The sequence below is a fragment of the Massilia aerilata genome (assembly GCF_042656905.1).
Taxonomy (GTDB): Bacteria; Pseudomonadota; Gammaproteobacteria; order Burkholderiales; family Burkholderiaceae_D; genus Telluria; species Telluria aerilata.
The window spans coordinates 395,975-416,610 of sequence record NZ_JBHSMZ010000006.1 but is presented as its reverse complement, the minus strand read 5'-3'; the positions used below and the strand labels follow the sequence as shown (position 1 = coordinate 416,610).

The following is a 20,636-nucleotide window of genomic DNA, read 5'->3' as shown; positions in this document are numbered from 1 at the left end:
CATGAACATCTCCCGGATTCCCACCCAGGCCGCGCCCTGGTACACGCATCGCTGGCCCTGGTTCCTCATGATCGGCCCGGCCACCGTGCTGGTGGGCGGCGCGTTCGCCACCTGGCTGGCGCTCGGCCACCCGGACGCCATGGTGGTCGACGACTACTACAAGCAGGGCAAGGCGATCAACCAGGACCTGCGCCGCGACCGCGTGGCCAGCGCCATGGGCCTGGCCCTGCAGCTGCGCTACGAGGGCGGACGCCTGAACGGCCGCATCGAAAGCTTCGGCCGGCCGCTGGCGGCGCCGTTCACGGTCCATCTGGCGCACCCGACCCTGCCGCAGCGCGACCTGAGCCTGCTCGTCAGGCCGGACCCCGGCGGCGCGTTTTCGGTCTCGCTGCCGGTGCTGGAGCAGACCCACTGGCAGGTGGTCGTCGAAGGCAAGCGGCGCGACTGGCGCCTGGCCCGGAGCTGGGACTGGCCGCGGCAACAGGCGCTGGCGATCGTCGCCGACCGGCCCTGAACGATTGTCGCCGGCTGTGTTCGCGGCTGCACATACCGCGTGAGAGGGCTGCGCTAGAGTCGGACATCGGCCACGTCGGCCTTTGGAGACCCCTATGGATTCGATCAACAAGCAGCAGCCGGAACAGAACCGCCGCGACCTCGATGGCGCCGAGGCCGTAAAACGCGTGCAGGACATGGTGGACGACGCCACCTCCTGCTTCTTCCGCACCGACGGCGCCATCGGCCCCAGCCGCGGCGTGCGCCCGATGAGCGTGCGCGAGGTGGACGATGCCGGCCATCTCTGGTTCCTCAGCGCCAGCGACAGCTACAAGAACCGGGAGCTGGCGGCCAGTTCTGCGGTGACGCTTCACTTCCAGGCCGGCGCCCACGCCGGGTTCCTCGAGCTGGAAGGGCGCGCCGAGGTGCTGACCGACCGTGCGCGCATCAAGGAGCTGTGGAATTTCATGCTGCGCACCTGGTTCACGGAGGGCGAAGACGACCCGCGCATCACCGTCATCCGCTTCGTGCCGGAACGCGGCTACTACTGGGACAACAAGCATGGCAATGCCATCGCCGGCGCCAAGGTGGCGGTCGGCGCGGCGCTCGGCAAGACGCTCGACGATTCGATCGAGGGTCAGCTGCGCTTCTGAGCGGGCCGGCGGCGGGGCTTACTGCCCCACCACCACCTCGCTGATCTGCACCACCGGCGTCTGGTTCGTATAGTTGGGAATATCCCCCATGATTTCCTTCGTATGCGGACCGAACCCCGCCTGGAAAGACTCGACCGAATCGCAGAACAGGTGGCCCATCGCGATGTAGGGTGCGTTCGGGTCGGACGCGCCCTTGGCCAGCGCCTTGTCGACCGTGTAGAACTTGCAGTAATCCCCCATCAGCTGCTTCACCATCGGCATGTGCCGGTCGCGGTAATAGGCGTCGTCGAAATGCGCGTCCGGGCCGTTCGGGTACATCACGCTTACCTTGATCATCGTCGTCTCCTTCTTGTGGTTGGCGCAAATGGTGCATGGCATCGTGCGCCGATGTCGCACGCTTTTCAAGTTCCCATGCATATATCAGGAATACGTCGTTCAGACGTCGAATCCTGCAGTTCATCGCAATATAACTTGAGCATTGCTTTTGATTAAGGGTAAATTATCCAAAAGGAAATATTCCTGGACAACTTTTGGAGGCGGCCCACATGCTATCGATCAAGCAGCTGAACAAGACCTATGCCAATGGCGTAAAGGCCATCAACAATGTCAGCCTCGAGATCCCGAACGGCATGTTCGGCCTGCTCGGCCCGAATGGCGCCGGCAAGTCTTCGCTGATGCGTACCATCGCGACGCTGCAGGATCCCGACAGCGGCAGCATCCACTTCAACGGCCTCGACGTCCTGAAGAACAAGGAAGGGCTGCTGCGCCAGCTGGGTTACCTGCCGCAGGACTTCGGCGTCTACCCGAAGGTCAGCGCCGAAAAGCTGCTGAACCACTTCGCCGTGCTGAAAGGGCTGAGCGGCAAGGGCGAGCGCAAGGAGGCGGTCGAAGGCCTGCTGCACCAGACCAACCTGTGGGACGCGCGCAAGCGCCAGCTCGGCAGCTTTTCCGGCGGCATGCGCCAGCGCTTCGGCATCGCCCAGGCCCTGCTCGGCGCGCCGCGCCTGGTGATCGTCGACGAGCCGACCGCCGGCCTCGATCCCGATGAGCGCAACCGCTTCCTCAACCTGCTGGCCAGGATCGGCGAGCAGGTGGTGGTGATCCTCTCCACCCACATCGTCGAAGACGTGACCGACCTGTGCCCGCGCATGGCGATGATCGCCAAGGGCACGGTGCTGCTGCAGGGCGAGCCCCAAGCCGCCATCGACACGCTGAAGAACCGCGTCTGGCGCCGCACCGTCAGCCAGGAAGCGCTGCCGGCATACCAGGAGCGCTTCAACGTGCTGTCGACGCGCCTGGTGGCGGGCCGGCCGCAGATCAACGTGTACGCCGAGTCGCAGCCGGACGACGGTTTCACCAGCGTCGAGCCGGACCTCGAAGACGTCTACTTCCTCCAGATCCGCAACGCCGACCGTAGCGCGGCAGCGCCGGCCGCCGCCGCGCCGACTGCGCCCGTCACGGCATAAGGAGCGGCCATGTTGAGAGAATTCTTCAGTTTCGAGCTGGGCACCCAGCTGCGCCAGCCCTTGCTGTGGGTGTGCGCGCTGGTCCTCGGCGCGCTGGCCTTCGGCGCCAGCACCACCGATGCGGTCCAGGTCGGCGGCAGCATCGGCAACGTCAACCGCAATGCGCCCGTGGTCGTCGCCAACCTGCTCGGCGCCTTCAGCCTGATGTCGATGTTCGTGGTGACCATCTTCATCGCCGGCACCGTGCTGCGCGACAGCGAAGTCGGCATCTCGGACATGCTGTTCGCCACGCCGATGAAGAAGCGCGACTACCTGGTCGGCCGCTTCTCCGCCGGCCTGGTGGCCTGCCTGTTCATCTTCGCCGTCATCGTCCTCGGCATGATGATCGGCCCGCTAATGCCCTGGGTCGACCCGCAGCGCGTCGGGCCTTTCCCCGGCAGCGCCTACCTGTGGGCGCTGGGCGTGCTGGTCGTGCCCAACCTGTTCTTCGTCGGCGCGCTGCTGATGCTGCTGGCCTCGACCACGCGCTCGATCATGCTGGTCTACGTGGGCGTGCTGGCCTTCTTCGTGCTGTGGATCGTGGCCGGCAAGTTCACCCAGAACATCGACAACGAATGGATCGCCGTGCTGGCCGACCCCTTCGGCATCCGCGCCCTGGGCCGCGCCACCCGTTATTTTTCCACCGCCGAGGCCAATGCCGGGCTGCCGGCGATCGCCGGCTACATGCTGGCCAACCGCGCGGTCTGGACCGCGGTTGCGCTGGCCCTGTTCGGCCTGACCCTGGTCCTGTTCAAGCCGCAGCGCGCCGGCACCGGCAGGCGCCTGTTCGGCAAGGCCAGGGCGCTGCCGGCCTCCGCACCGGTGCCCGCGCAGATCGCCCTGCCGCGCATCGAGCCCCGTTTCACGGCCGGCACGCGCTGGACCCAGTGCCGTCACATCCTCGCCTTCGACGCCGTGGCGGTGTTCAAGAGCGTGCCTTTCCTGGTGATGCTGCTGTTCGGCGTGCTGAACATGGTCGGCGCCGGGTCCCAGATGGGCAAGATGTTCGGGACCGACGTCTATCCGATGACCCACCTGATGGTCGAGCTGCTGAGCGGCAGCTTCAACTTCTTCCTGCTCATCATCGTCACCTTCTACGCGGGTGAGCTGATCTTCAAGGAGCGCCAGGTCAGGATCGCCGACGTCAACGACGCCATGCCGGTGCCGAACTGGGCGCCGCTGGCGGCCAAGAGCCTGGCGCTGATGGGCGTGGTGCTGGCCTTCCTGCTGGCCGGCAGCCTGGCCGCTGTCTGCATCCAGCTGGTGAAGGGCGGGGCGCCGGTCGAGGGACTGCTCTACCTGAAGGGCGTCATGATTGCCGGCCTGCCTTTCGCCCTCCTGGGCCTGATCGCCGTGTTCCTGCAGGTCATCACGAACAACAAGTTCATCGGCTACCTGCTGATGATCCTGCTGATCGTGTCGCAGATCGTGGCCGGCGTCATGCACCTGGATCACAACCTGATGAACCTCGACGGCCTGCCGCGCACGCCGTACTCGGACATGAACGGCTATGGCCACTTTCTCGCCGGCTGGGCCTGGTTCGCGCTGTACTGGAGCCTGTTCACGGTGGCGGCCCTGATCGTGGCCCAGGCCTTCTGGGTGCGCGGCCTGTCGCTGGACTGGCGCTCGCGCGTGCGCGAAGCCGGCCGCCGCCTGAAGGGCGCGTCCGGGGTGGCGCTGGCCCTGTGCCTGGTGGCGTTTGCCGGCGTGGGCGGCTGGATCTTCCACAACACGAACACCCTGGCGCACTACGAGGCCGGCGACGTGGCCATGGACAAGCGCGCGGACTACGAAAAGACCTATCGCAAGTACAAGGACCTGCCGCACCCGAAGATCACCGACGTCAAGGCCGCGGTGGACATCTACCCGGACCAGCGCCGCGTGTCGATCAAGGGCCGCTATGTCCTGCAAAACAAGACCAACATGCCGCTCGACACCCTGCGCCTGCAGTGCAATCCGGACGTCGAGACCACCCTGTCCGGGCTGCCCGCGCACAAGGTCGAACTGGATGACAAGAAGTTCGGCTTCCGCATCATCAAGCTGGCGCAGGCCTTGCCGCCGGGCGGGCGGCTGCCGCTCGACTTCACGGTCGACGTGCGCCGGCCCGGCTTCCAGAACAACGGCGAAGCCGACACGATCAATTACAACGGCAGCTTCTTCAACAACCGCGCCTTCTTCCCGCTGATCGGCTACCAGCCGGACCAGGAGCTGGGCGACCGCAACGAACGCCGCAAGCGCGGCCTGGGCGAGCCGGAGCGCATGGCCAAGCTGGAAGACCAGGCGGCGCGCGCCAACTCGATGTTCGGCGCGGACGCGGACTGGATCGACTTCGAGACGGTCGTCTCGACCAGTGGCGAGCAGATCGCGCTGGCGCCGGGCTACCTGCAGAAGTCGTGGAAGGAAAACGGCCGCAACTACTTCCAGTACAAGATGGACCGGAAGATGATGCCCTTCTTTGCCTACCTGTCGGCCAACTGGCAGGTCAAGAAGGGCGACTGGCACGGCATCCCGATCGAGATCTACCACGATCCCAAGCACCGCTACAACGTGGACCGCATGATCGAGGCCACGCAAAAGGCGCTGGACTACTACACGACCCAGTTCACGCCTTACCAGCACAAGCAGGTGCGCATCCTGGAGTTCCCGAACTACGCCAGCTTCGCCCAGTCGTTCGCGAACACGATCCCGTTCTCGGAATCGATCGGCTTCATCGCCGACCTGCGCGACAAGGAGGACATCGACTACGTCTTCTACGTGACGGCCCACGAAATGGCGCACCAGTGGTGGGGCCACCAGGTGACCGCCGCCAACGTGCAGGGCTCGAGCATGCTGATCGAATCGCTGTCGCAGTATTCCGCGCTGATGGTGATGGAGAAGGAATACGGCCGCCACCAGATGCGCCGCTTCCTGCGCTACGAACTGGATCGCTACCTCAGCTCGCGCGGCGGCGAAGCGATCGAGGAGCTGCCGCTGGTGCGGGTGGAAAACCAGCAGTACATCCACTACCGCAAGGGCAGCCTCGTCTTCTACCGCCTGCGCGACGAGATCGGCGAGGAAGCGCTGAACCGCGCATTGAAGCGCTTCCTGGTCGACAAGGGCTACCAGGAGTCGCCGTTCACGACCTCCGCCGAGCTGGTCGCCTATATTCGCCAGGAAGCGCCGGCCGACAAGCAGGCGCTGATCACCGACCTGTTCGAGAAGATCGTTTTCTACGATAACCGCGTGACGGAAGCCACTGCCAAGAAGCGCCCTGACGGCCAGTGGGACGTGACGATGAAGCTGCACCTGGCGAAGATGGAGGCCGACGGCAAGGGCAAGGAGACGGCGCGCGCCTACGACGAGCCGGTGGAGATCGGCGTGTTCGCGCGCGCCAGGGGGGCCAAGGAGGCGGACGAGAAGGTGCTGCTGCTGGAGAAGCGGGTGCTGAGCGGCGCGAATCCGGTGCTGACCGTGACCGTCAAGGCGCGGCCTTTCGAGGTCGGCGTCGACCCTTACAACAAGATGATCGACCGGGTGTCGCGCGATAATCGCAAGGAGGTCAGCGTCGACTGATCGCTGGAGCGCCGCTCCGGCGCTCCGGCCCGTACCGGCCCGGCACACGGAAGGGGAGGCGCCGCGACTTTACGCCCTCGGCTTCATCAAGTCGATGCTCGAACCGCCGCCTGGCGGATGGCGGCCAGGCGGGTAGGCTGCCGGATCCAGGGATACGACTGGTACCAGTCCGGCCCGGCATTCGCATTGCGAAGAAACTCAACGCCGATCGGTCGGCTGCGGGTCCGTGGGCGGCGTCGTCGGCGGGGTCGTCGACGTGGCCCCCGCGCCCTGGCCGGACGCGCCCACCGTGCCCGGGCTGCCGGTGGTGCCCATCGTGTTGCCTTCCATTGTGCCGCTGGTTGTGGAACCGCTGGAGGTCGAACCCGTTGCGGAACTGGCGTCCATGTCGCTGCCGCTCGTGCGTGTCGCGCTGCATGCCCCCAGGGACAGGGCGATCATGCTGCCGATGAAGAGGCCTTGCACTGTTTTCATGATCATCTCCTAATAGTAGGGAAGACCATCATGGATAGGCGGGCCAGCGCCGACCATAGGAGGGCTTCGGCCGTCTTTGTAGGACATGCCGCACGGCCTGTCCAGTGTGCATGCTTAAAGTTTATGAACAAATGACTGCCTCTGTCAGTTCGCGCCCCGCTCCGGTATCATTCGGGGATGAACCAGAATTCCTTCCAACCCTTCGTCATCGGCGTGGCCGGCGGCAGCGGCAGCGGCAAGTCCACGGTGACGCAGCAGGTGCTGTCTTCCTTCGGCGCCGAGATGGTGTCGGTCGTCATGCAGGACGACTATTACAACGACCAGTCCGAACTCACCCCTGAAGTCCGCCGCCGGCAGAATTACGACCACCCGGACGCCTTCGACTGGCCGCTGATGGTGCAGCACGTGCGCGCCCTGCGCAATGGCGAAACGATCCAGATGCCGGAATACGATTTCACGATCGACAACCGCTCCAGCAAGACCATACCGGTCAAGCCGGCCCCGGTGATCGTGATCGAAGGCCTGTTCGCCCTCTACGACGCGGACCTGCGCAAGATGATGTCGCTGAAGATCTTCGTCGACACGGCGCCGGACGTGCGCTTCATCCGCCGCATGCAGCGGGATATTGCCGAGCGCGGCCGCACGACCGAGAGCATCGTCAACCAGTACCTGGAAACGGTGCGCCCGATGCACAAGCAGTTCATCGAACCGACCAAGCGCCACGCCGACGTCATCCTGCCGCACGGCGCGAACGGCCCGGCGGTCGACGTCATCACGACCAAGGTCGCGAGCGTCATCGATGAGTTAAAGCGCGGAAAACTCGAACAGCCCTGATCAGGCCATCGGGCTGCATTGCTCGGTGCCGGCCGCCAGCGCCTTCAGGCGGGCCGGATCGAGCAGGGTGACCTCGCGCTTGTCGATCGTCAGCAGGCCCATCTTCTTGAAACGCGACAGCAGGCGGCTGATGCTCTCGATCGTCAGGCCCAGGTAGTTGCCGATGTCTTCGCGCGACATGCGCAGGGCGAACTGGGTCGGCGAATAGCCGCGCGCCGCGTAGCGGGCCGACTTGTTGACCAGGAAGACGGCAAAACGCTGTTCCGCCCGCATATTGCCGAGCAGTAGCATGGCGTTCTGCTCGCGCGTGATCTCGTTGCTCATCATGCGGTGGAAGTGGCGCAGCAGGGTCGGCACCTGGCCGAACAGCTCTTCCAGGTTGCCGAAGGGGATCTCGCAGACTTCGCTGTCCTCCAGCGCCACCGCATCGCAGTGGTGGCATTCGCTGCTGATCGCGTCCATGCCCAGCAGTTCGCCGGCCATCTGGAAGCCGGTGATCTGGGTTTCGCCGGCGGCGTTCACCTGGTAAGTCTTGAAATGCCCGAAACGCACCGCGTACAGGTTGCGGAAGGGATCGCCCTTGCGGTACAGGGGCTCGTCGCGCGCCACGCGCCGGCGGCGGCCGATGATCTTGTCGAGACGGTCGATGTCCGCATCCGCGAGGCCCATCGGCAGGCAGAGCTGGTGCATGCTGCAGGCCGCGCAACTGGCCTTCAGGGTTTGCACGTTCAGCAGTTTGTCGTCGGTCGGTAAGCTGATGGCCTGGATCATCGGTCGGTGGAGACGGTTGGGGGTCAATATCCGTGATTATACGGTCGCTGTTCGAGGACTGTGCATCTTCCCGCCGGAACAGTTGAACGCCTGTTCACATGACGTCGCATTTTGACCGCAGGCCTGCCTTGCCACCCTGGCAATCGTGCGCACCCCGGCGCGTGCTAGATTCTGTACACAACAATAAGGGGAGCTCACATGTTCGGCTTGGCGGCATTGGACCTGGCGCGCCTTCAGTTCGCGTTCACGATGTCGTTCCACATCCTGTTTCCAGCGATCACCATCGGCCTGGCCAGTTACCTGGCCGTGCTGGAGCTGTGCTGGCTGAAGACCAGGCGCCAGGTCTTCGTCGACCTGTACCAGTTCTGGTTGCGGATTTTCGCCGTGACTTTCGGCATGGGCGTGGTCTCCGGCATCGTGATGGCTTACCAGTTCGGCACCAACTGGAGTTTTTTTTCCGAATACGCCGGCGCCATCACCGGGCCGCTGCTGGCCTACGAGGTGCTGACCGCCTTCTTCCTGGAAGCCGGCTTCCTGGGCGTGATGCTGTTCGGCTGGACCAAGGTCGGGCCCGGGCTGCACTTCCTCGCCACTTGCATGGTCGCGCTCGGCACCCTGATCTCCGCCACCTGGATCCTCGGCTCGAACAGCTGGATGCAGACGCCGCAGGGCTATGCCATCGTCGATGGACGCATGGTGCCGGTCGACTGGCTCAAAATCATTTTCAACCCGTCCTTTCCCTACCGGCTGGTGCACATGTCGATTGCCGCCTTCCTGTCGACGGCCTTGTTCGTGGGCGCCTCCGCCGCCTGGCATCTCCTGAAAGGCCGCGGCAACGAAGCGGTGCGCACCATGCTGTCGATGGCGATGTGGATGGTGCTGATCGTCGCGCCCATCCAGGCCGTGGTCGGGGACATGCATGGCCTGAACACCTTGCAGCACCAGCCGGCCAAGATCGCGGCGCTCGAGGGGCATTGGGAAAACGAAGGCGACAAGCCCTTGCCGCTGCTGCTGTTCGGCATCCCTTCCATGAAGGACGAGGAAACGAAATTCGCACTCGGCATCCCGCGCGTCGGCAGCTGGATACTCACGCACACCTGGGGCGGCCAGATCAGGGGCCTCAAGGCATTCCCGAAGGACGAGCGGCCCAACGCCCTGATTATCTTCTGGAGCTTCCGCGCGATGGTCGGCCTGGGCCTGCTGATGATCGCGCTGGGCGCCTGGAGCCTGTGGCTGCGGCTTAAAAAGCGGCTGTACGACAGCCGCGGCTTCCTGAAGATGGCGATGTGGATGGGGCCGGCGGGCCTGCTGGCGGTGCTGGCCGGCTGGATCACCACCGAGGTCGGGCGCCAGCCCTGGATCGTCTACGGCGTGCTGCGCACCGCGGATGCCGCCTCGAAGATCTCCGCCGGTCCGCTGGCCCTGTCGCTGGCGCTGTTCGTGGTGGCTTACCTGTTCGTGTTCGGGGTCGGCATCGCCTATGTGCTGCGGCTGGTGCGCAAGGGACCGCAAGCCTTCGACACCACGCGCGCGGCCCAGGGCGGGCCGGGCAGGGGGCGCACGCCGGCGCGGCCCCTGTCCGTGCCGGAAGCCGAGGCCTCGGCCAACGAAGACAACCTGACATGACTATGGACATCGACATCACCGCGGTCTGGGCCGGCATCATCTTCTTCTCCGTCTTCATGTACGTGGTGCTGGACGGCTTCGACCTCGGCATCGGCATGCTCTATCCCTTCGTGCCGGACAGGCGCGACCGCGACACGATGATGAATTCGGTGGCGCCGATCTGGGACGGCAACGAGACCTGGCTGGTGCTGGGCGGCGAGGGCCTGCTGGCGGCCTTCCCGGTGGCCTATGCGGTGATCCTGCCCGGCCTCTACCTGCCGCTGATCTTCATGCTGCTCGGGCTGATCTTCCGCGGCGTGGCTTTCGAATTCCGCTTCAAGGCCAACGACCGCGAACGGCCGGTCTGGGACCTGGCTTTCATCGCTGGCTCGATGACGGCGGCCTTCTTCCAGGGCGTATCGCTGGGCGCCTTTCTTTCCGGAATTCCGGTGTCGGGGCGCAGCTATGCGGGCGGGCCGCTGGACTGGTTCGCGCCTTTCCCGCTGGCGGCCGGCTGCGGCGTCATGATCGCCTATGCGCTGCTGGGCGCGACCTGGCTGGTGATGAAGACCGGCGGCGAGCTGCATGAACGCATGCGCAAGCTGGCGCGGCCTTTCACCTGGCTGCTGCTGGCGGCCATCGCCGTGGTCAGCGTGTGGACCCCGTTGTCCCAGCACCAGGTGGCCGAGCGCTGGTTCAGCTTCCCGAACCTGCTGATCCTGTCGCCGGTGCCGCTGCTGGTGGCCGCCTCCCTCGTCTGGCTGCTATGGTCCCTGGCGCGCAGTCCCTCCTGGCAACCCTTCGCCGCCGCGCTGGCGCTGGTGCTGCTGGGCTTTACGGGCATGGCGATCAGCATCTGGCCGCACATCGTCCCACCCTTCATCACGATCTGGGAAGCGGCCGCGCCGCCGGCCACCCAGAGCTTCGCGCTGGTCGGCACGCTGATCGTGCTGCCCCTGATCCTGGCCTATACGGGCTGGGCCTATTATGTGTTTCGCGGCAAGGTCATCGACACCGAGGGATACCACTGATGAACACGCTCTGGATGCGCAGGCTGGGCTGGATGATCGGTCTCTGGCTGGTCGGGGTGGCGGCGCTGGCTGGCGTCGCCTGGCTGTTGCGGGTGCTCATGCATGCGGCCGGCATGAAATAGGCAGTTCAACCGTGCGCGCCTCTTGGGTTCCCTGGGACTACACTTTCAGTGCAGATTTGCTAACGGGAGAACCGCTCAGTGCCACAGGAGAATGTGTCCTTACAAACGATTGCCTTGCCCTTGTCCGATGAGGACCAGGCGCGGGCCGATTTTTACGCACTGATCGCACGCCTGCTGCTGGCGCCGCCGAACGCCGGCCTCTTGAAGGCCCTGGCCGACGCCGAGCCCATCCATGCCGAAGGCCTCGCCGAAGCCGGGATCGCTCTCGAGGACGCCTGGCTGAAACTGAGCCAGGCCGCCAGCGTGATGGATGCGGCGGCGGTCGCCGACGAATTCTCGGCCCTCTTCATCAGCACCGGCAATCCGCTCCTGAATCCCTACGGCTCCTTCTACGTGGCGGGCCACCTGAACGACGTGCCGCTGGCCGAGCTGCGCCAGGACCTGGGCCGCCTCGGCATCGCGCGGGCGCGCGGCGTCGGCGAGCTCGAAGACCACCTGGGCGCCCTGTGCGAGACCATGCGCGTCCTGATTACCGGCGCGCCGGGCATCGCGCGCCAGCCGCTCGAAGAGCAGCAGCACCTGTTCACGGCCCATATCCAGCCCTGGTACGCGGCCTGCATGGCCGACATCGCCGGCGCCGAAGCTGCGAATTTCTACAAAGTGGTGGCGGCCTTCATCGGCGCCTACCTCGGGGTCGAAGCCCTTGCGTTTGCAATGTGGCAGCCGGCCGATTCCAACGTTGCCGCATGAGGACATCATGGCCAAGGACGAACAAACTCCCGACCCCGCCCGCCGCAGCCTGCTGAAGGCCGCGCCGCTGGGCGCCCTGGCCGTGGTGGCCGCCCGCGCCAGCGCCGCCGAGACCGCGCCGCCCGCACCCGCGCCGGAAGAACCCGCCAAGCCCAGGGGCTACCACGAGACCGAACACATCCGCCGTTACTACGCGACGGCCGCCTACTGGTAAACAGAGGAGCAGCAGCCATGACGATGGTGAAGACTACGCGTGACAACGGCACGAGGAATGGCTTGAAGCGCCGCAAATTCCTGGCTGGCGCCGGTGTCACGGCCGGCGCCGCGGCGGTCGCGCGCCACCTGCCGCTGAACGTGATCGAGCCGGCCAGCGCGGCCGACCCGGCGCCCGCGGCCGCGCCCAAGACCGAAATCAAGCACACCGTCTGCAGCCACTGCTCGGTCGGCTGCTCGGTGGAGGCGGTGGTCAGCAACGGGGTCTGGGTGCGCCAGGAAGCCGCCTTCGATTCGCCGATCAACATGGGCGCCCACTGCGCCAAGGGCGCTTCGGTGCGCGAGCACGGCTTCGGCGAGCACCGCCTGCGCTACCCGATGAAGCTCGTCAACGGCAAGTACGAGCGCATCTCCTGGGACCAGGCCATCAACGAAATCGGCGACAAGCTCTTGGCCCTGCGCCAGAAGTCCGGCCCGGATGCGCTGATGCTGATCGGCAGCTCCAAGCACAACAACGAGCAGTCCTACCTGCTGCGCAAATGGGTCTCTTTCTGGGGCAGCAACAACTGCGACCACCAGGCGCGCATCTGCCACTCGACCACGGTGGCGGGCGTGGCCCAGACCTTCGGCTACGGCGCGATGACGAACTCCTTCAACGACCTGCATTACAGCAAGGCCGTGATGTTCATCGGGTCGAATCCGGCCGAGGCCCACCCGATCTCGATGCTGCACTTCCTGCACGCCAAGGAACTGGGCGCGAAGATGATCGTGGTCGACCCGCGCTTCACCCGCACCGCGCGCTTCGCCCACCACTATGTGCGGGTGCGCCCGGGCACCGACATCCCGCTGGTGTGGGGAATCCTGTGGCACATCTTCGAGAACGGCTGGGAAGACAAGGACTACATCGCCGCCCGCACCTATGGCATGGACGACGTGCGCAAGGAGGTGGCGAAATGGACGCCGGATAAAGTCACCGACGTGACCGGCGTGCCGGAAGCCAGCGTCCGCATGGCGGCCGAGATGCTGGCCAAGAACCGTCCTTCCTCGGTGGTCTGGTGCATGGGCATCACCCAGCACCACGTCGGTACCGCCAACGTGCGTGCGCTGTCGATCCTGCAGCTGGCGCTGGGCAATATCGGCAAGCCGGGCGGCGGCGCCAACATCTACCGCGGCCACGACAACGTGCAGGGCGCCACCGACGTCGGCCCGAACGGCGACTCGCTGCCGGGCTACTACGGCATCGCCGAGGGCGCCTGGAAGCACTTCGCCGCGGTCTGGGGCGTCGACTACGAGTGGATCAAGTCGCGCTTCGGCTCCAAGGAGCTGATGGAAAAGCCGGGCATCACGGTGTCGCGCTGGTTCGACGCCGTGAACGAGGACAACCAGTACGTCGACCAGCCCAGCAACCTGCGCGCCGTGATCTACTGGGGCCACGCGCCGAACAGCCAGACCCGCCTGCCGGACATGAAGGCGGCCATGCAGAAGCTGGACATGCTGGTCGTGATCGACCCCTATCCGAGCATGACGGCCTCGATGCACGGGCGCCAGGACGGCGTCTACCTGCTGCCGGCGGCTTCGCAGTTCGAATGCCAGGGCTCGGTGACCGCCTCGAACCGCTCGATCCAGTGGCGCGAGCGGGTGATCCAGCCCCTGTTCGAATGCAAGACCGACCACGAGATCATGTATCTGTTCGCGAAAAAGTTCGGCTTCGCGGAACAACTGTGCAAGAACATCAAGGTGGTCAATAACGAGCCGGTCATCGAGGACATCCTCCGCGAGATCAACCGCTCCTGCTGGACCATCGGCTACACCGGCTGCTCGCCGGAGCGCCTCAAGCTGCACATGCAGAACAAGCACACTTTCAATCCGACCACCATGCGCGCCGACGACGGCCCGTGCAAGGGCGACTACTACGGCCTGCCCTGGCCGTGCTGGGGTACGCCGGAGATGAAACACCCGGGCACCCCCATCCTGTACGACCTGAACAAATCGGTGGCCGAAGGCGGCCTGCCGTTCCGCGCCAACTGGGGCGTCGAGCACAACGGCGAGACCCTGCTGGCGGCCGACGGCTCGACCAACAAGGACAGCGAACTGGACGTCGGCTATCCGGAATTCGACCACATCTTCATGAAGAAGCTGGGCTGGTGGTCCGACCTGACGCCGGAAGAGCAGGTCGCCGCCGAGGGCAAGAACTGGAAGACCGACCTTTCCGGCGGCATTATCCGGGTGGTCATTTCCCACGGTTGCGCGCCATGGGGCAATGCCCGGGCGCGCTGCAATGTCTGGAACTTCCCGGACCCGATCCCGACCCACCGCGAGCCGCTGGTCTCGCCGCGCCGCGACCTGGTGGCCAAGTACCCCACCTACGACGACAAGGCCGCCTTCTGGCGCTTGCCGACCCTGTACAAGTCGGTGCAGCAGGTCGACTTCTCGAAGGACTATCCGCTGATCATGACCTCGGGTCGCCTGGTCGAGTTCGAAGGCGGCGGCGAGGAGACCCGCTCGAATCCCTGGCTGGCCGAGCTGCAGCAGAACATGTTCTGCGAGGTGAACCCCGAGGATGCGGCCCAGATCGGCGTCAAGCTGGGCGACTTCATCTGGGTCCAGACCCCGACCGGGGCCAACCTCAAGATGATGGCGATGGTGACCCAGCGCGTGCCCCAGGGCCTGGTGTGGATGCCCTTCCACTTCGGTGGCTGGTGGATGGGCGAGGACCTCGAAAAGCATTATCCGGAAGGCGGCGCCCCGGCCGTGCGCGGCGAGGCCGTCAACACCGGCTGGACCTATGGCTATGACGCCGTGACGATGATGCAGGAAACGAAAGTGTCGATGTGCCGTTTGGTGCGCGCCTGAACGTCATTCCCGCGAAGGCGGGAATCCAAGTCAAGGAGGTTTTATGGCTGCAAGAATGAAGTTCATCTGCGACACGGAGCGCTGCATCGACTGCAACGGCTGCGTGACGGCCTGCAAGAACGAGAACGAGACGCCCTGGGGTGTGAACCGGCGCCGCGTGGTGACCATCAACGACGGCGTTCCCGGCGAGCGCTCGATCTCGATGGCCTGCATGCACTGCACCGACGCACCCTGCCTGGCGGTGTGTCCGGTCAATTGCATCTACCACACCGAGGATGGCATCGTCCTGCACTCGAAGGACCAGTGCATCGGCTGTGGCTACTGCTATTACGCCTGTCCCTTCGGCGCGCCGCAATTCCCGGAGACCGGCCTGTTCAACCACCGCGGCAAGATGGACAAGTGCACTTTCTGCGCCGGCGGTCCGGAACCGGATACCTCCGAAGCCGAGTTCAAGAAATATGGCCGCAACCGCATCGCCGAGGGCAAGCTGCCGGCCTGTGCCGAGATGTGCGGCACCAAGGCCCTGGTCGCCGGTGACGCGGGGCTGATCGCCGACATCTACCGCCAGCGCGTCGAGACCCGCGGCTACGGCCCGGAACTGTGGGGCTGGAAGATCGCCTACGGCAAACCGAAGCGCGGCGGCGACATCAAGGCCACCGGCAACGGGCCGCGCGAGAACCAGAACCTGAAGGATTCCCAGAACGACGAGGGGAGGCTGCCGACATGAAGCGACTCTTCCTCGTATTGATTCCACTGGCGCTGCTGGCCGGCTGCCTCGAGGTCGACCAGCACCCGCACTGGGTCAAGGGCCAGTACGCGGGCAAGAAGGACGACCTGCCGTTCCAGACCCACTTCCACCGCGACCGGCTGTCCTGGTGGGGCACGATCAGCAACCGCAACCAGCACCAGAACGAATACAACCGGGCCAATCCCTGAGGAGCCGAGCATGCGAGCGTTCTTCCTAAGTGTTCTCATGGCGCTGAGCCTGTCGTCTGCCTGGGCCGGCGTGCCCAACAACCGCGCGCAGCCGGCCTATGCCGAAGAGCAGACCATCCTGCAGGCCGAGCACGACGCGCGCGCGCCGGAGCCGGGCCTGGCCTCCAAGGATTCCGGCCGCGTGCACATCGACCGCCACTACCTCGGCCAGTACGGCAATAAGGAGGGCACCGTCATCGTCCAGCGCGGCGGAAACGAATGGCGCGTGCTGCGCAACGGCCCGCTGGCGACCCTGTCCGGCGCCATCCTGGTGCTGGCGCTGCTGGCTATCCTGCTCGTCGCCAAGGTGGTCGGCAAGCTGAGCGCCGACCCCGACACCGGGCGCCGCATCCAGCGCTTTACCGCCTGGGAGCGCCACATCCACTGGGCGACGGCGATCAGCTTCATCATCCTGGCCGTGACCGGGCTGGTGATCCTGTTCGGCAAGAAGCTCTTGATTCCGCTGCTCGGGCACGACGTGTTCGCCTTCATCGCCTGGGTGTTCAAGTACCTGCACAACTTCGTCGGCCCCCTGTTCATCGTGTGCTCGGTGCTGATGTTCTTCACTTTCCTGCACCGGAATTTCTTCCGCAGGATCGACTGGATGTGGTTCAAGAAGGGCGGCGGCATGCTGACCCACGAGCACGTGCCGGCCGGTTTCTTCAATGCCGGCGAAAAGAGCTGGTTCTGGCTGGGCGTGACGCTGCTGGGGCTGGTGATGTCGATCAGCGGCCTGATCCTCGACTTCGTCGCCTTCGGCCAGACCCGCTACGTGCTGCAGGTCGCCAACTACCTGCACCTGGCCGGCGCCACCTTGTACATTGCCGCCGCCATGGGCCACATCTACATCGGCACCTGGGGCACGCCGGGCGCCTACCACGCGATGCGCCACGGCGACGTCGACGAAGCCTGGGCCCGTGCCCACCACGGCGTCTGGCTGGACGAAGTGAAGGCCGGCGTGCCGGTCGGCACCTTCGACAAGCGCGTGCCGCCGCCCGATCATCCGCCCGCCGGCGGCGCATCGGGTAATCTTCCTTCGGGTAATGTGCCGCCGGGAGTACGCCCATGAAAGCATCAGTTTTTCTTATGCATGCGGGTGCGCTCGCGCTGCTCCTGAGCGCGGCCGGCTGCAGCAGACACGGCGACCAATCCATGCGCCAGACCAAGTTCCCGGCCATGGTCACGGCCGGCGGCGGCACCAGCGGGCAGATCATGGCGCGTAACGGCGGACCGAAGACCGATGCGACCTATGCGGGCGGCACCCCCGGCATCGCCGGCGGCGCAGGTGGCAATACCGCCGGCGCGGGCACCGGCGGCAGCACGCGCGAGACCGGGCAGGGGCCGAGCAACGGCGTGTCGACGCCGTCCAGCGGTGCCGCGGCGCAGACCGGCGCCACCGGGAAGCCGTCCGGCGACGGCGGCAACAATCCGGTGAAACCTGACGCCACGCCGGCGCCGCAGCCGGCCGCCGCCCACCGCGACCCGGGCGCGAGCAGCGCGGCGCCGGGGCGCTGACGCAAAGGAGGACACAGTCATGAGAACGAATCGACTCAACCGGCAGCACACAGGGCGGCATCCCGCGCTCAAGGCGGCGCTGCTGATCGCAGGCCTTCTGATCGCGAGTGTGGCCTGGGCGGCCCTGCCGCCGCCGACCCCGGCCCAGCAGCAGGCCGCGGCCGACAAGAAGGCCAAGGCCGACGCACAGGCCGCCCAGGACAAGCTGAGCCTGTCGGCGTCCATGGACGCGGTCACCGCCCACTATCGCGCGCGCGCCGCCCGGGAAGGCTGGAAGACCCATCCGGCGGTGGCGGTCGTGGCCGCCGCGCCGGCTGCCGGCGCCGCGCCCGTCACCGCGGCCGGGGCGGCCAGCCCCGCCCCCGCGGGGTCTCAGGGCGCCGGCAACACGACGGCCGCCGGACAGGCCGGCGTGAATCCGGCGGTCAAGAGCGAGAAACTGGGCACGGCCCCGCCGAGCGAAGACGTCAAGAAATTCCAGACCAGGGCCCAGCCGAAAAACGCCGAGCCGACGGTCCAGAAAGGCACGCCGACCGACGTGAGCAAGAAATGAACGGGACAGCACAATGAAAATGGGCAGCATGCCGATCGCGGTGCTGATGCAGCGCCGCAGCGTCAAGCACGTGTGGGCGGACGAAGCCTGGGAAGCGGTGGGCGTGGTGCCGGACCGCGGCAATCTGCCGCCGGTCCAGGTGCTGAGCCAGGCGCCGGAGCGCGACTACTACCTGGTCTCGGGCCTGGAGCTGGAACTCTACACGGACGAGAACGAAGGCTATTTCGAGAACGTGATGGCGCCGGAATCCAAGATCTTCGTGCTATGGCGCATGGAGAATGGCCGGGCGATGCCGGTACGGGCCTCGGTCAGCTACGTCGAAGGCACGCGCATGTTCGACTCGGGCGAAAACGCCGACGGCGTGACCATGCCGGCCGACATCTACGCCTGGGTGGCGAGCTACCTGCGCGAGCACTACCAGCCCAAGCCGCGCCGCGGCCGGCAGCACGGATAAGGACAGCATGGCCGACGAAGGTTTCCTGCGCCGCTGGGCGCGCCGCAAGAACGAGGTTCGGGAAGGGCGCGCGCCTGCGCCTGAACCGGTCGCCGAGGCGCCCCTGAATGCGGCGGCGTTTGCGGCGCCGGCCGCCGAGCCCGTGCAGGCGCCGCTGGAGAGCGCCGCCGAGCCGCGGCCCTTGCCGGCCGAGCGCCCGCTGCCGACCATGGACGATGTCGCCGCGCTGAAAGCCGATTCCGACTTTTCCGGCTTCGTCGCGCGCGGCGTCGACCAGGCCGTGCGCCGCAGCGCCCTGAAAAAACTGTTCGCCGATCCGCATTTCAATGTGATGGACAGGCTGGACGTCTACATCGACGACTACAACAAGCCCAGCCCCATGTCCGAGGCGATGCTGGCCTCGCTGAACCACGCGAAGAGCACCTTCATGACGATGGTCGAGGACGAACCCGCAGTGCCGGAAACAACAGCGGAAGCAAAAGCGGAACCACAACCAGAACAACCACCTGAACAAGAGACACAATGAATATCCGTTTCATCGAAGGGCAGGGCGCCGGTCCGGCCCAGGAGGCCAGGAACCTGCTGGCCAGGGTGGCCGCCGTCGCCGCCCTCGGCGCCATCGAGCCGCCCGAGGCGCTCGACACGGTCGGCTACCATTCGACCGGCCGCACCCTCGTCATCGGCAGCGGCGCCCAGGCCCTGCCCTGGGCCGACCGCCTGGCCGGCGGCCTGAACGTGACCGTGCTGCTTCTCGACGAAGAGGACAGGCCGCCGCTGCGCATCTACCCCGTCTTCAACGCGCGCGCCGTCGTGCTGAGCGGCTGGCTGGGCGCCTTCCAGGCCACCTGGCAGGCCCCGGGCCGCGCCCCCGGGCACGGCAAGTTCGACCTGGTGCTGGACCTCGGCGCCGCGCCGCGGATCGCCACCCACCAGCGTCCGCACGGCTATTATTTCCCCGGCCCGGACGAAGCCGAACGCACGCAAGCCGTCGAGCAGCTGCTGGACATGGTCGGCGAGTTCGAAAAGCCGAAGTATTTCGCCTACAAGGAGCGGCTGTGCGCGCACAGCCGCAACCAGCTGGTCGGCTGCAATGCCTGCGTCGAGATCTGCTCGGCCGGCGCCATCGAAGGGGCGGGCGACCTGATCAAGGTGAACCCTTATTTGTGCGCCGGCTGCGGCGCCTGCACCACGGTCTGCCCGACCGGCGCCATCTCCTATGCCTACCCGGCGGCCAGCCACACGGGCGGCCGCATCAAGGCCGTGCTGCAGGCCTATGCGGAGGCGGGCGGCCAGGAGCCGGTCCTGCTGCTGCACGGCCTGGAAGGCGCGGCGCTGCTGGCCCAGGCCGGGGACGCCATCCCGGGCCGCCTGCTGCCGCTCGGGCTGCACCATACGGCCTCGACCGGGATCGACGTCTGGCTCAGCGCACTGGCCTATGGCGCGGCCGGCGTGACGGTGCTCATGACCGAGGCCGAAGCGCCCCAGTACGCGGCCGCGCTGGGGCAGCAGATGGAGATCGTCCAGGCCATCCTCGACGGCCTCGGTTATGCCGGTCCGCACCTGCAGCTGCTGCGCGCCAGCAGCCCGGACGAGCTGGCGGTGGCGCTGCAGCACGCGCCGCGCGGCCAGGGGCCGGTCCAGCGCGCCGGCTTCAATATCGCGGCCGATAAACGCAACACGCTCGACTATGCGCTCGACCACCTGGTGAAGCATGCGCCGTCGCCCGTGCAGGAAATCCCGCTGCCGGTGGGGGCACCCTTCGGCACGCTGGCGGTGGACGCATCCGCCTGCAGCCTGTGCATGTCCTGCGTCGGCGTCTGCCCGAGTTCCGCGCTGATGGACGGCCAGAATGCGCCCCAGCTGCGCTTCGTCGAGAAAAACTGCGTGCAGTGCGGCCTGTGCGCCACCACCTGCCCGGAAGACGCGATCCGCCTGGCGCCGCGGATGAACCTCACGGAGACGCGCAAGCAGACCGTGGTGCTGAACGAAACCCAGCCCTTCCACTGCATCCGTTGCAGCAAGCCCTTCGGCACCTTGAAGATGGTCGAGACCATGCTCGCGCGCCTGGCCTCGCACCCGGCCTTCGCCGGCAACCTGGACCGCATGCGCATGTGCGGCGACTGCCGCGTGATCGACATGATGACGCCGAAGGACGAGGTCAACATCGGCGAGATCAAGCGTCTTTGAACCTGACGGTGGGGTGGGCGCCACCTGCCCACGCGGACCTTCGCGCACCTCGACCGCCAAGCCATGGCAAAATGTTCGCACTAGAACATAAAAGGAG

At 66.2% G+C, this 20,636-nt stretch carries 22 protein-coding genes; 19 read left to right on the top strand and 3 right to left on the bottom strand.

Annotated elements, in window-relative coordinates:
* Position 1 precedes the first annotated feature (1 nt).
* On the top strand, positions 2-514 hold the full coding sequence (locus ACFPO9_RS11005) for a FixH family protein (protein WP_379770535.1): 513 nt from the start codon (positions 2-4) through the stop codon (positions 512-514).
* 94 nt (positions 515-608) lie between these two features.
* On the top strand, positions 609-1,145 hold the full coding sequence (locus tag ACFPO9_RS11000) for a pyridoxamine 5'-phosphate oxidase family protein (protein ID WP_379770533.1): 537 nt from the start codon (positions 609-611) through the stop codon (positions 1,143-1,145).
* A gap of 18 nt (positions 1,146-1,163) precedes the next feature.
* Here the strand turns inward: ACFPO9_RS11000 and ACFPO9_RS10995 are convergent, their stop codons facing one another.
* Complete coding sequence (locus ACFPO9_RS10995) at positions 1,164-1,481, bottom strand: EthD family reductase (RefSeq protein ID WP_379770530.1); 318 nt, start codon at positions 1,479-1,481, stop codon at positions 1,164-1,166.
* A 209-nt stretch (positions 1,482-1,690) separates the two neighbouring features.
* Here ACFPO9_RS10995 and ACFPO9_RS10990 point away from each other — a divergent pair, with 209 nt between their 5' ends.
* Both ACFPO9_RS10990 and ACFPO9_RS10985 read left to right on the top strand, forming a co-directional pair.
* On the top strand, positions 1,691-2,611 hold the full coding sequence (locus ACFPO9_RS10990; protein WP_379770527.1) for an ABC transporter ATP-binding protein: 921 nt from the start codon (positions 1,691-1,693) through the stop codon (positions 2,609-2,611).
* A 9-nt stretch (positions 2,612-2,620) separates the two neighbouring features.
* Positions 2,621-6,202 (top strand): M1 family aminopeptidase, encoded by a 3,582-nt coding sequence (locus ACFPO9_RS10985; RefSeq protein WP_379770525.1) that lies wholly within the window; start codon positions 2,621-2,623, stop codon positions 6,200-6,202.
* A gap of 198 nt (positions 6,203-6,400) precedes the next feature.
* Here the strand turns inward: ACFPO9_RS10985 and ACFPO9_RS10980 are convergent, their stop codons facing one another.
* Positions 6,401-6,676: a hypothetical protein gene (locus tag ACFPO9_RS10980; protein ID WP_379770522.1), complete on the bottom strand. Its 276-nt coding sequence runs from the start codon at positions 6,674-6,676 to the stop codon at positions 6,401-6,403.
* A gap of 177 nt (positions 6,677-6,853) precedes the next feature.
* Between ACFPO9_RS10980 and udk the strand changes: the two genes are divergently transcribed.
* Entirely contained in the window at positions 6,854-7,510 is a 657-nt protein-coding gene (udk, locus tag ACFPO9_RS10975; protein WP_379770520.1) for a uridine kinase, read from the top strand.
* Here udk and fnr read toward each other — a convergent pair whose 3' ends face one another.
* The gene (fnr, locus tag ACFPO9_RS10970; protein WP_379770517.1) at positions 7,511-8,281 is read right to left on the bottom strand and encodes a fumarate/nitrate reduction transcriptional regulator Fnr; all 771 of its coding nucleotides are present in this window, start codon (positions 8,279-8,281) and stop codon (positions 7,511-7,513) included. It lies immediately after the preceding gene.
* Positions 8,282-8,479: 198 nt separating this feature from the next.
* On the opposite strand from fnr, the gene ACFPO9_RS10965 reads away from it, so the two are divergent.
* The 14 genes from ACFPO9_RS10965 to ACFPO9_RS10900 all read left to right on the top strand — a co-directional run bounded on the left by ACFPO9_RS10965 (position 8,480) and on the right by ACFPO9_RS10900 (position 20,539).
* Complete coding sequence (locus ACFPO9_RS10965) at positions 8,480-9,907, top strand: cytochrome ubiquinol oxidase subunit I (RefSeq protein ID WP_379770514.1); 1,428 nt, start codon at positions 8,480-8,482, stop codon at positions 9,905-9,907.
* Positions 9,908-9,909: 2 nt separating this feature from the next.
* Positions 9,910-10,917, top strand: coding sequence for a cytochrome d ubiquinol oxidase subunit II (gene cydB, locus ACFPO9_RS10960; protein ID WP_379771018.1), 1,008 nt, complete (start codon positions 9,910-9,912; stop codon positions 10,915-10,917).
* On the top strand, positions 10,917-11,039 hold the full coding sequence (locus tag ACFPO9_RS10955) for a DUF2474 domain-containing protein (protein ID WP_379770512.1): 123 nt from the start codon (positions 10,917-10,919) through the stop codon (positions 11,037-11,039). The genes cydB and ACFPO9_RS10955 overlap by 1 nt, the downstream gene beginning before the upstream one ends.
* A gap of 93 nt (positions 11,040-11,132) precedes the next feature.
* Positions 11,133-11,789 carry a TorD/DmsD family molecular chaperone gene (locus ACFPO9_RS10950; RefSeq protein WP_379770510.1) on the top strand — a complete coding sequence of 219 codons (657 nt, stop codon included), beginning with the start codon at positions 11,133-11,135 and terminating at the stop codon, positions 11,787-11,789.
* Positions 11,790-11,796: 7 nt separating this feature from the next.
* Positions 11,797-12,003 carry a formate dehydrogenase gene (locus ACFPO9_RS10945; RefSeq protein WP_379770508.1) on the top strand — a complete coding sequence of 69 codons (207 nt, stop codon included), beginning with the start codon at positions 11,797-11,799 and terminating at the stop codon, positions 12,001-12,003.
* Between the two features lie 17 nt (positions 12,004-12,020).
* Complete coding sequence (locus ACFPO9_RS10940; RefSeq protein WP_379770506.1) at positions 12,021-14,855, top strand: formate dehydrogenase subunit alpha; 2,835 nt, start codon at positions 12,021-12,023, stop codon at positions 14,853-14,855.
* 43 nt (positions 14,856-14,898) lie between these two features.
* Positions 14,899-15,582, top strand: a complete 684-nt coding sequence (gene fdh3B, locus ACFPO9_RS10935) for a formate dehydrogenase FDH3 subunit beta (RefSeq protein WP_379770504.1) — start codon at positions 14,899-14,901, stop codon at positions 15,580-15,582.
* Positions 15,579-15,791, top strand: a complete 213-nt coding sequence (locus ACFPO9_RS10930) for a hypothetical protein (RefSeq protein ID WP_379770502.1) — start codon at positions 15,579-15,581, stop codon at positions 15,789-15,791. The genes fdh3B and ACFPO9_RS10930 overlap by 4 nt, the downstream gene beginning before the upstream one ends.
* 10 nt (positions 15,792-15,801) lie before the next feature.
* Positions 15,802-16,899 (top strand): formate dehydrogenase subunit gamma, encoded by a 1,098-nt coding sequence (locus ACFPO9_RS10925; protein WP_379770500.1) that lies wholly within the window; start codon positions 15,802-15,804, stop codon positions 16,897-16,899.
* The gene (locus ACFPO9_RS10920; RefSeq protein WP_379770498.1) at positions 16,896-17,345 is read left to right on the top strand and encodes a hypothetical protein; all 450 of its coding nucleotides are present in this window, start codon (positions 16,896-16,898) and stop codon (positions 17,343-17,345) included. Before ACFPO9_RS10925 ends, ACFPO9_RS10920 begins: the two co-directional genes overlap by 4 nt.
* A 19-nt stretch (positions 17,346-17,364) precedes the next feature.
* Positions 17,365-17,898 (top strand): hypothetical protein, encoded by a 534-nt coding sequence (locus tag ACFPO9_RS10915; protein WP_379770496.1) that lies wholly within the window; start codon positions 17,365-17,367, stop codon positions 17,896-17,898.
* 13 nt (positions 17,899-17,911) lie between these two features.
* Entirely contained in the window at positions 17,912-18,352 is a 441-nt protein-coding gene (locus ACFPO9_RS10910) for a DUF3305 domain-containing protein (protein WP_379770494.1), read from the top strand.
* 7 nt (positions 18,353-18,359) lie between these two features.
* Positions 18,360-18,878 carry a DUF3306 domain-containing protein gene (locus ACFPO9_RS10905; protein ID WP_379770492.1) on the top strand — a complete coding sequence of 173 codons (519 nt, stop codon included), beginning with the start codon at positions 18,360-18,362 and terminating at the stop codon, positions 18,876-18,878.
* Complete coding sequence (locus ACFPO9_RS10900) at positions 18,875-20,539, top strand: 4Fe-4S binding protein (protein WP_379770490.1); 1,665 nt, start codon at positions 18,875-18,877, stop codon at positions 20,537-20,539. The genes ACFPO9_RS10905 and ACFPO9_RS10900 overlap by 4 nt, the downstream gene beginning before the upstream one ends.
* Positions 20,540-20,636 lie beyond the last annotated feature (97 nt).

What these genes read in the sequence shown, in the direction of transcription:
- ACFPO9_RS10990 (WP_379770527.1), top strand. Translation starts at nt 1,691, where the DNA reads ATGCTATCGATCAAGCAGCTGAACAAGACCTATGCCAATGGCGTAAAG.
- udk (WP_379770520.1), top strand. Translation starts at nt 6,854, where the DNA reads ATGAACCAGAATTCCTTCCAACCCTTCGTCATCGGCGTGGCCGGCGGC.
- ACFPO9_RS10910 (WP_379770494.1), top strand. Translation starts at nt 17,912, where the DNA reads ATGAAAATGGGCAGCATGCCGATCGCGGTGCTGATGCAGCGCCGCAGC.
- ACFPO9_RS10915 (WP_379770496.1), top strand. Translation starts at nt 17,365, where the DNA reads ATGAGAACGAATCGACTCAACCGGCAGCACACAGGGCGGCATCCCGCG.
- ACFPO9_RS10955 (WP_379770512.1), top strand. Translation starts at nt 10,917, where the DNA reads ATGAACACGCTCTGGATGCGCAGGCTGGGCTGGATGATCGGTCTCTGG.
- ACFPO9_RS10965 (WP_379770514.1), top strand. Translation starts at nt 8,480, where the DNA reads ATGTTCGGCTTGGCGGCATTGGACCTGGCGCGCCTTCAGTTCGCGTTC.
- ACFPO9_RS10995 (WP_379770530.1), bottom strand. Translation starts at nt 1,481, where the DNA reads ATGATCAAGGTAAGCGTGATGTACCCGAACGGCCCGGACGCGCATTTC.
- ACFPO9_RS10930 (WP_379770502.1), top strand. Translation starts at nt 15,579, where the DNA reads ATGAAGCGACTCTTCCTCGTATTGATTCCACTGGCGCTGCTGGCCGGC.
- ACFPO9_RS10905 (WP_379770492.1), top strand. Translation starts at nt 18,360, where the DNA reads ATGGCCGACGAAGGTTTCCTGCGCCGCTGGGCGCGCCGCAAGAACGAG.
- fnr (WP_379770517.1), bottom strand. Translation starts at nt 8,281, where the DNA reads ATGATCCAGGCCATCAGCTTACCGACCGACGACAAACTGCTGAACGTG.
- fdh3B (WP_379770504.1), top strand. Translation starts at nt 14,899, where the DNA reads ATGGCTGCAAGAATGAAGTTCATCTGCGACACGGAGCGCTGCATCGAC.
- ACFPO9_RS10985 (WP_379770525.1), top strand. Translation starts at nt 2,621, where the DNA reads ATGTTGAGAGAATTCTTCAGTTTCGAGCTGGGCACCCAGCTGCGCCAG.
- ACFPO9_RS10940 (WP_379770506.1), top strand. Translation starts at nt 12,021, where the DNA reads ATGACGATGGTGAAGACTACGCGTGACAACGGCACGAGGAATGGCTTG.
- ACFPO9_RS10925 (WP_379770500.1), top strand. Translation starts at nt 15,802, where the DNA reads ATGCGAGCGTTCTTCCTAAGTGTTCTCATGGCGCTGAGCCTGTCGTCT.
- cydB (WP_379771018.1), top strand. Translation starts at nt 9,910, where the DNA reads ATGGACATCGACATCACCGCGGTCTGGGCCGGCATCATCTTCTTCTCC.
- ACFPO9_RS10920 (WP_379770498.1), top strand. Translation starts at nt 16,896, where the DNA reads ATGAAAGCATCAGTTTTTCTTATGCATGCGGGTGCGCTCGCGCTGCTC.
- ACFPO9_RS11005 (WP_379770535.1), top strand. Translation starts at nt 2, where the DNA reads ATGAACATCTCCCGGATTCCCACCCAGGCCGCGCCCTGGTACACGCAT.
- ACFPO9_RS11000 (WP_379770533.1), top strand. Translation starts at nt 609, where the DNA reads ATGGATTCGATCAACAAGCAGCAGCCGGAACAGAACCGCCGCGACCTC.
- ACFPO9_RS10980 (WP_379770522.1), bottom strand. Translation starts at nt 6,676, where the DNA reads ATGAAAACAGTGCAAGGCCTCTTCATCGGCAGCATGATCGCCCTGTCC.
- ACFPO9_RS10900 (WP_379770490.1), top strand. Translation starts at nt 18,875, where the DNA reads ATGAATATCCGTTTCATCGAAGGGCAGGGCGCCGGTCCGGCCCAGGAG.
- ACFPO9_RS10945 (WP_379770508.1), top strand. Translation starts at nt 11,797, where the DNA reads ATGGCCAAGGACGAACAAACTCCCGACCCCGCCCGCCGCAGCCTGCTG.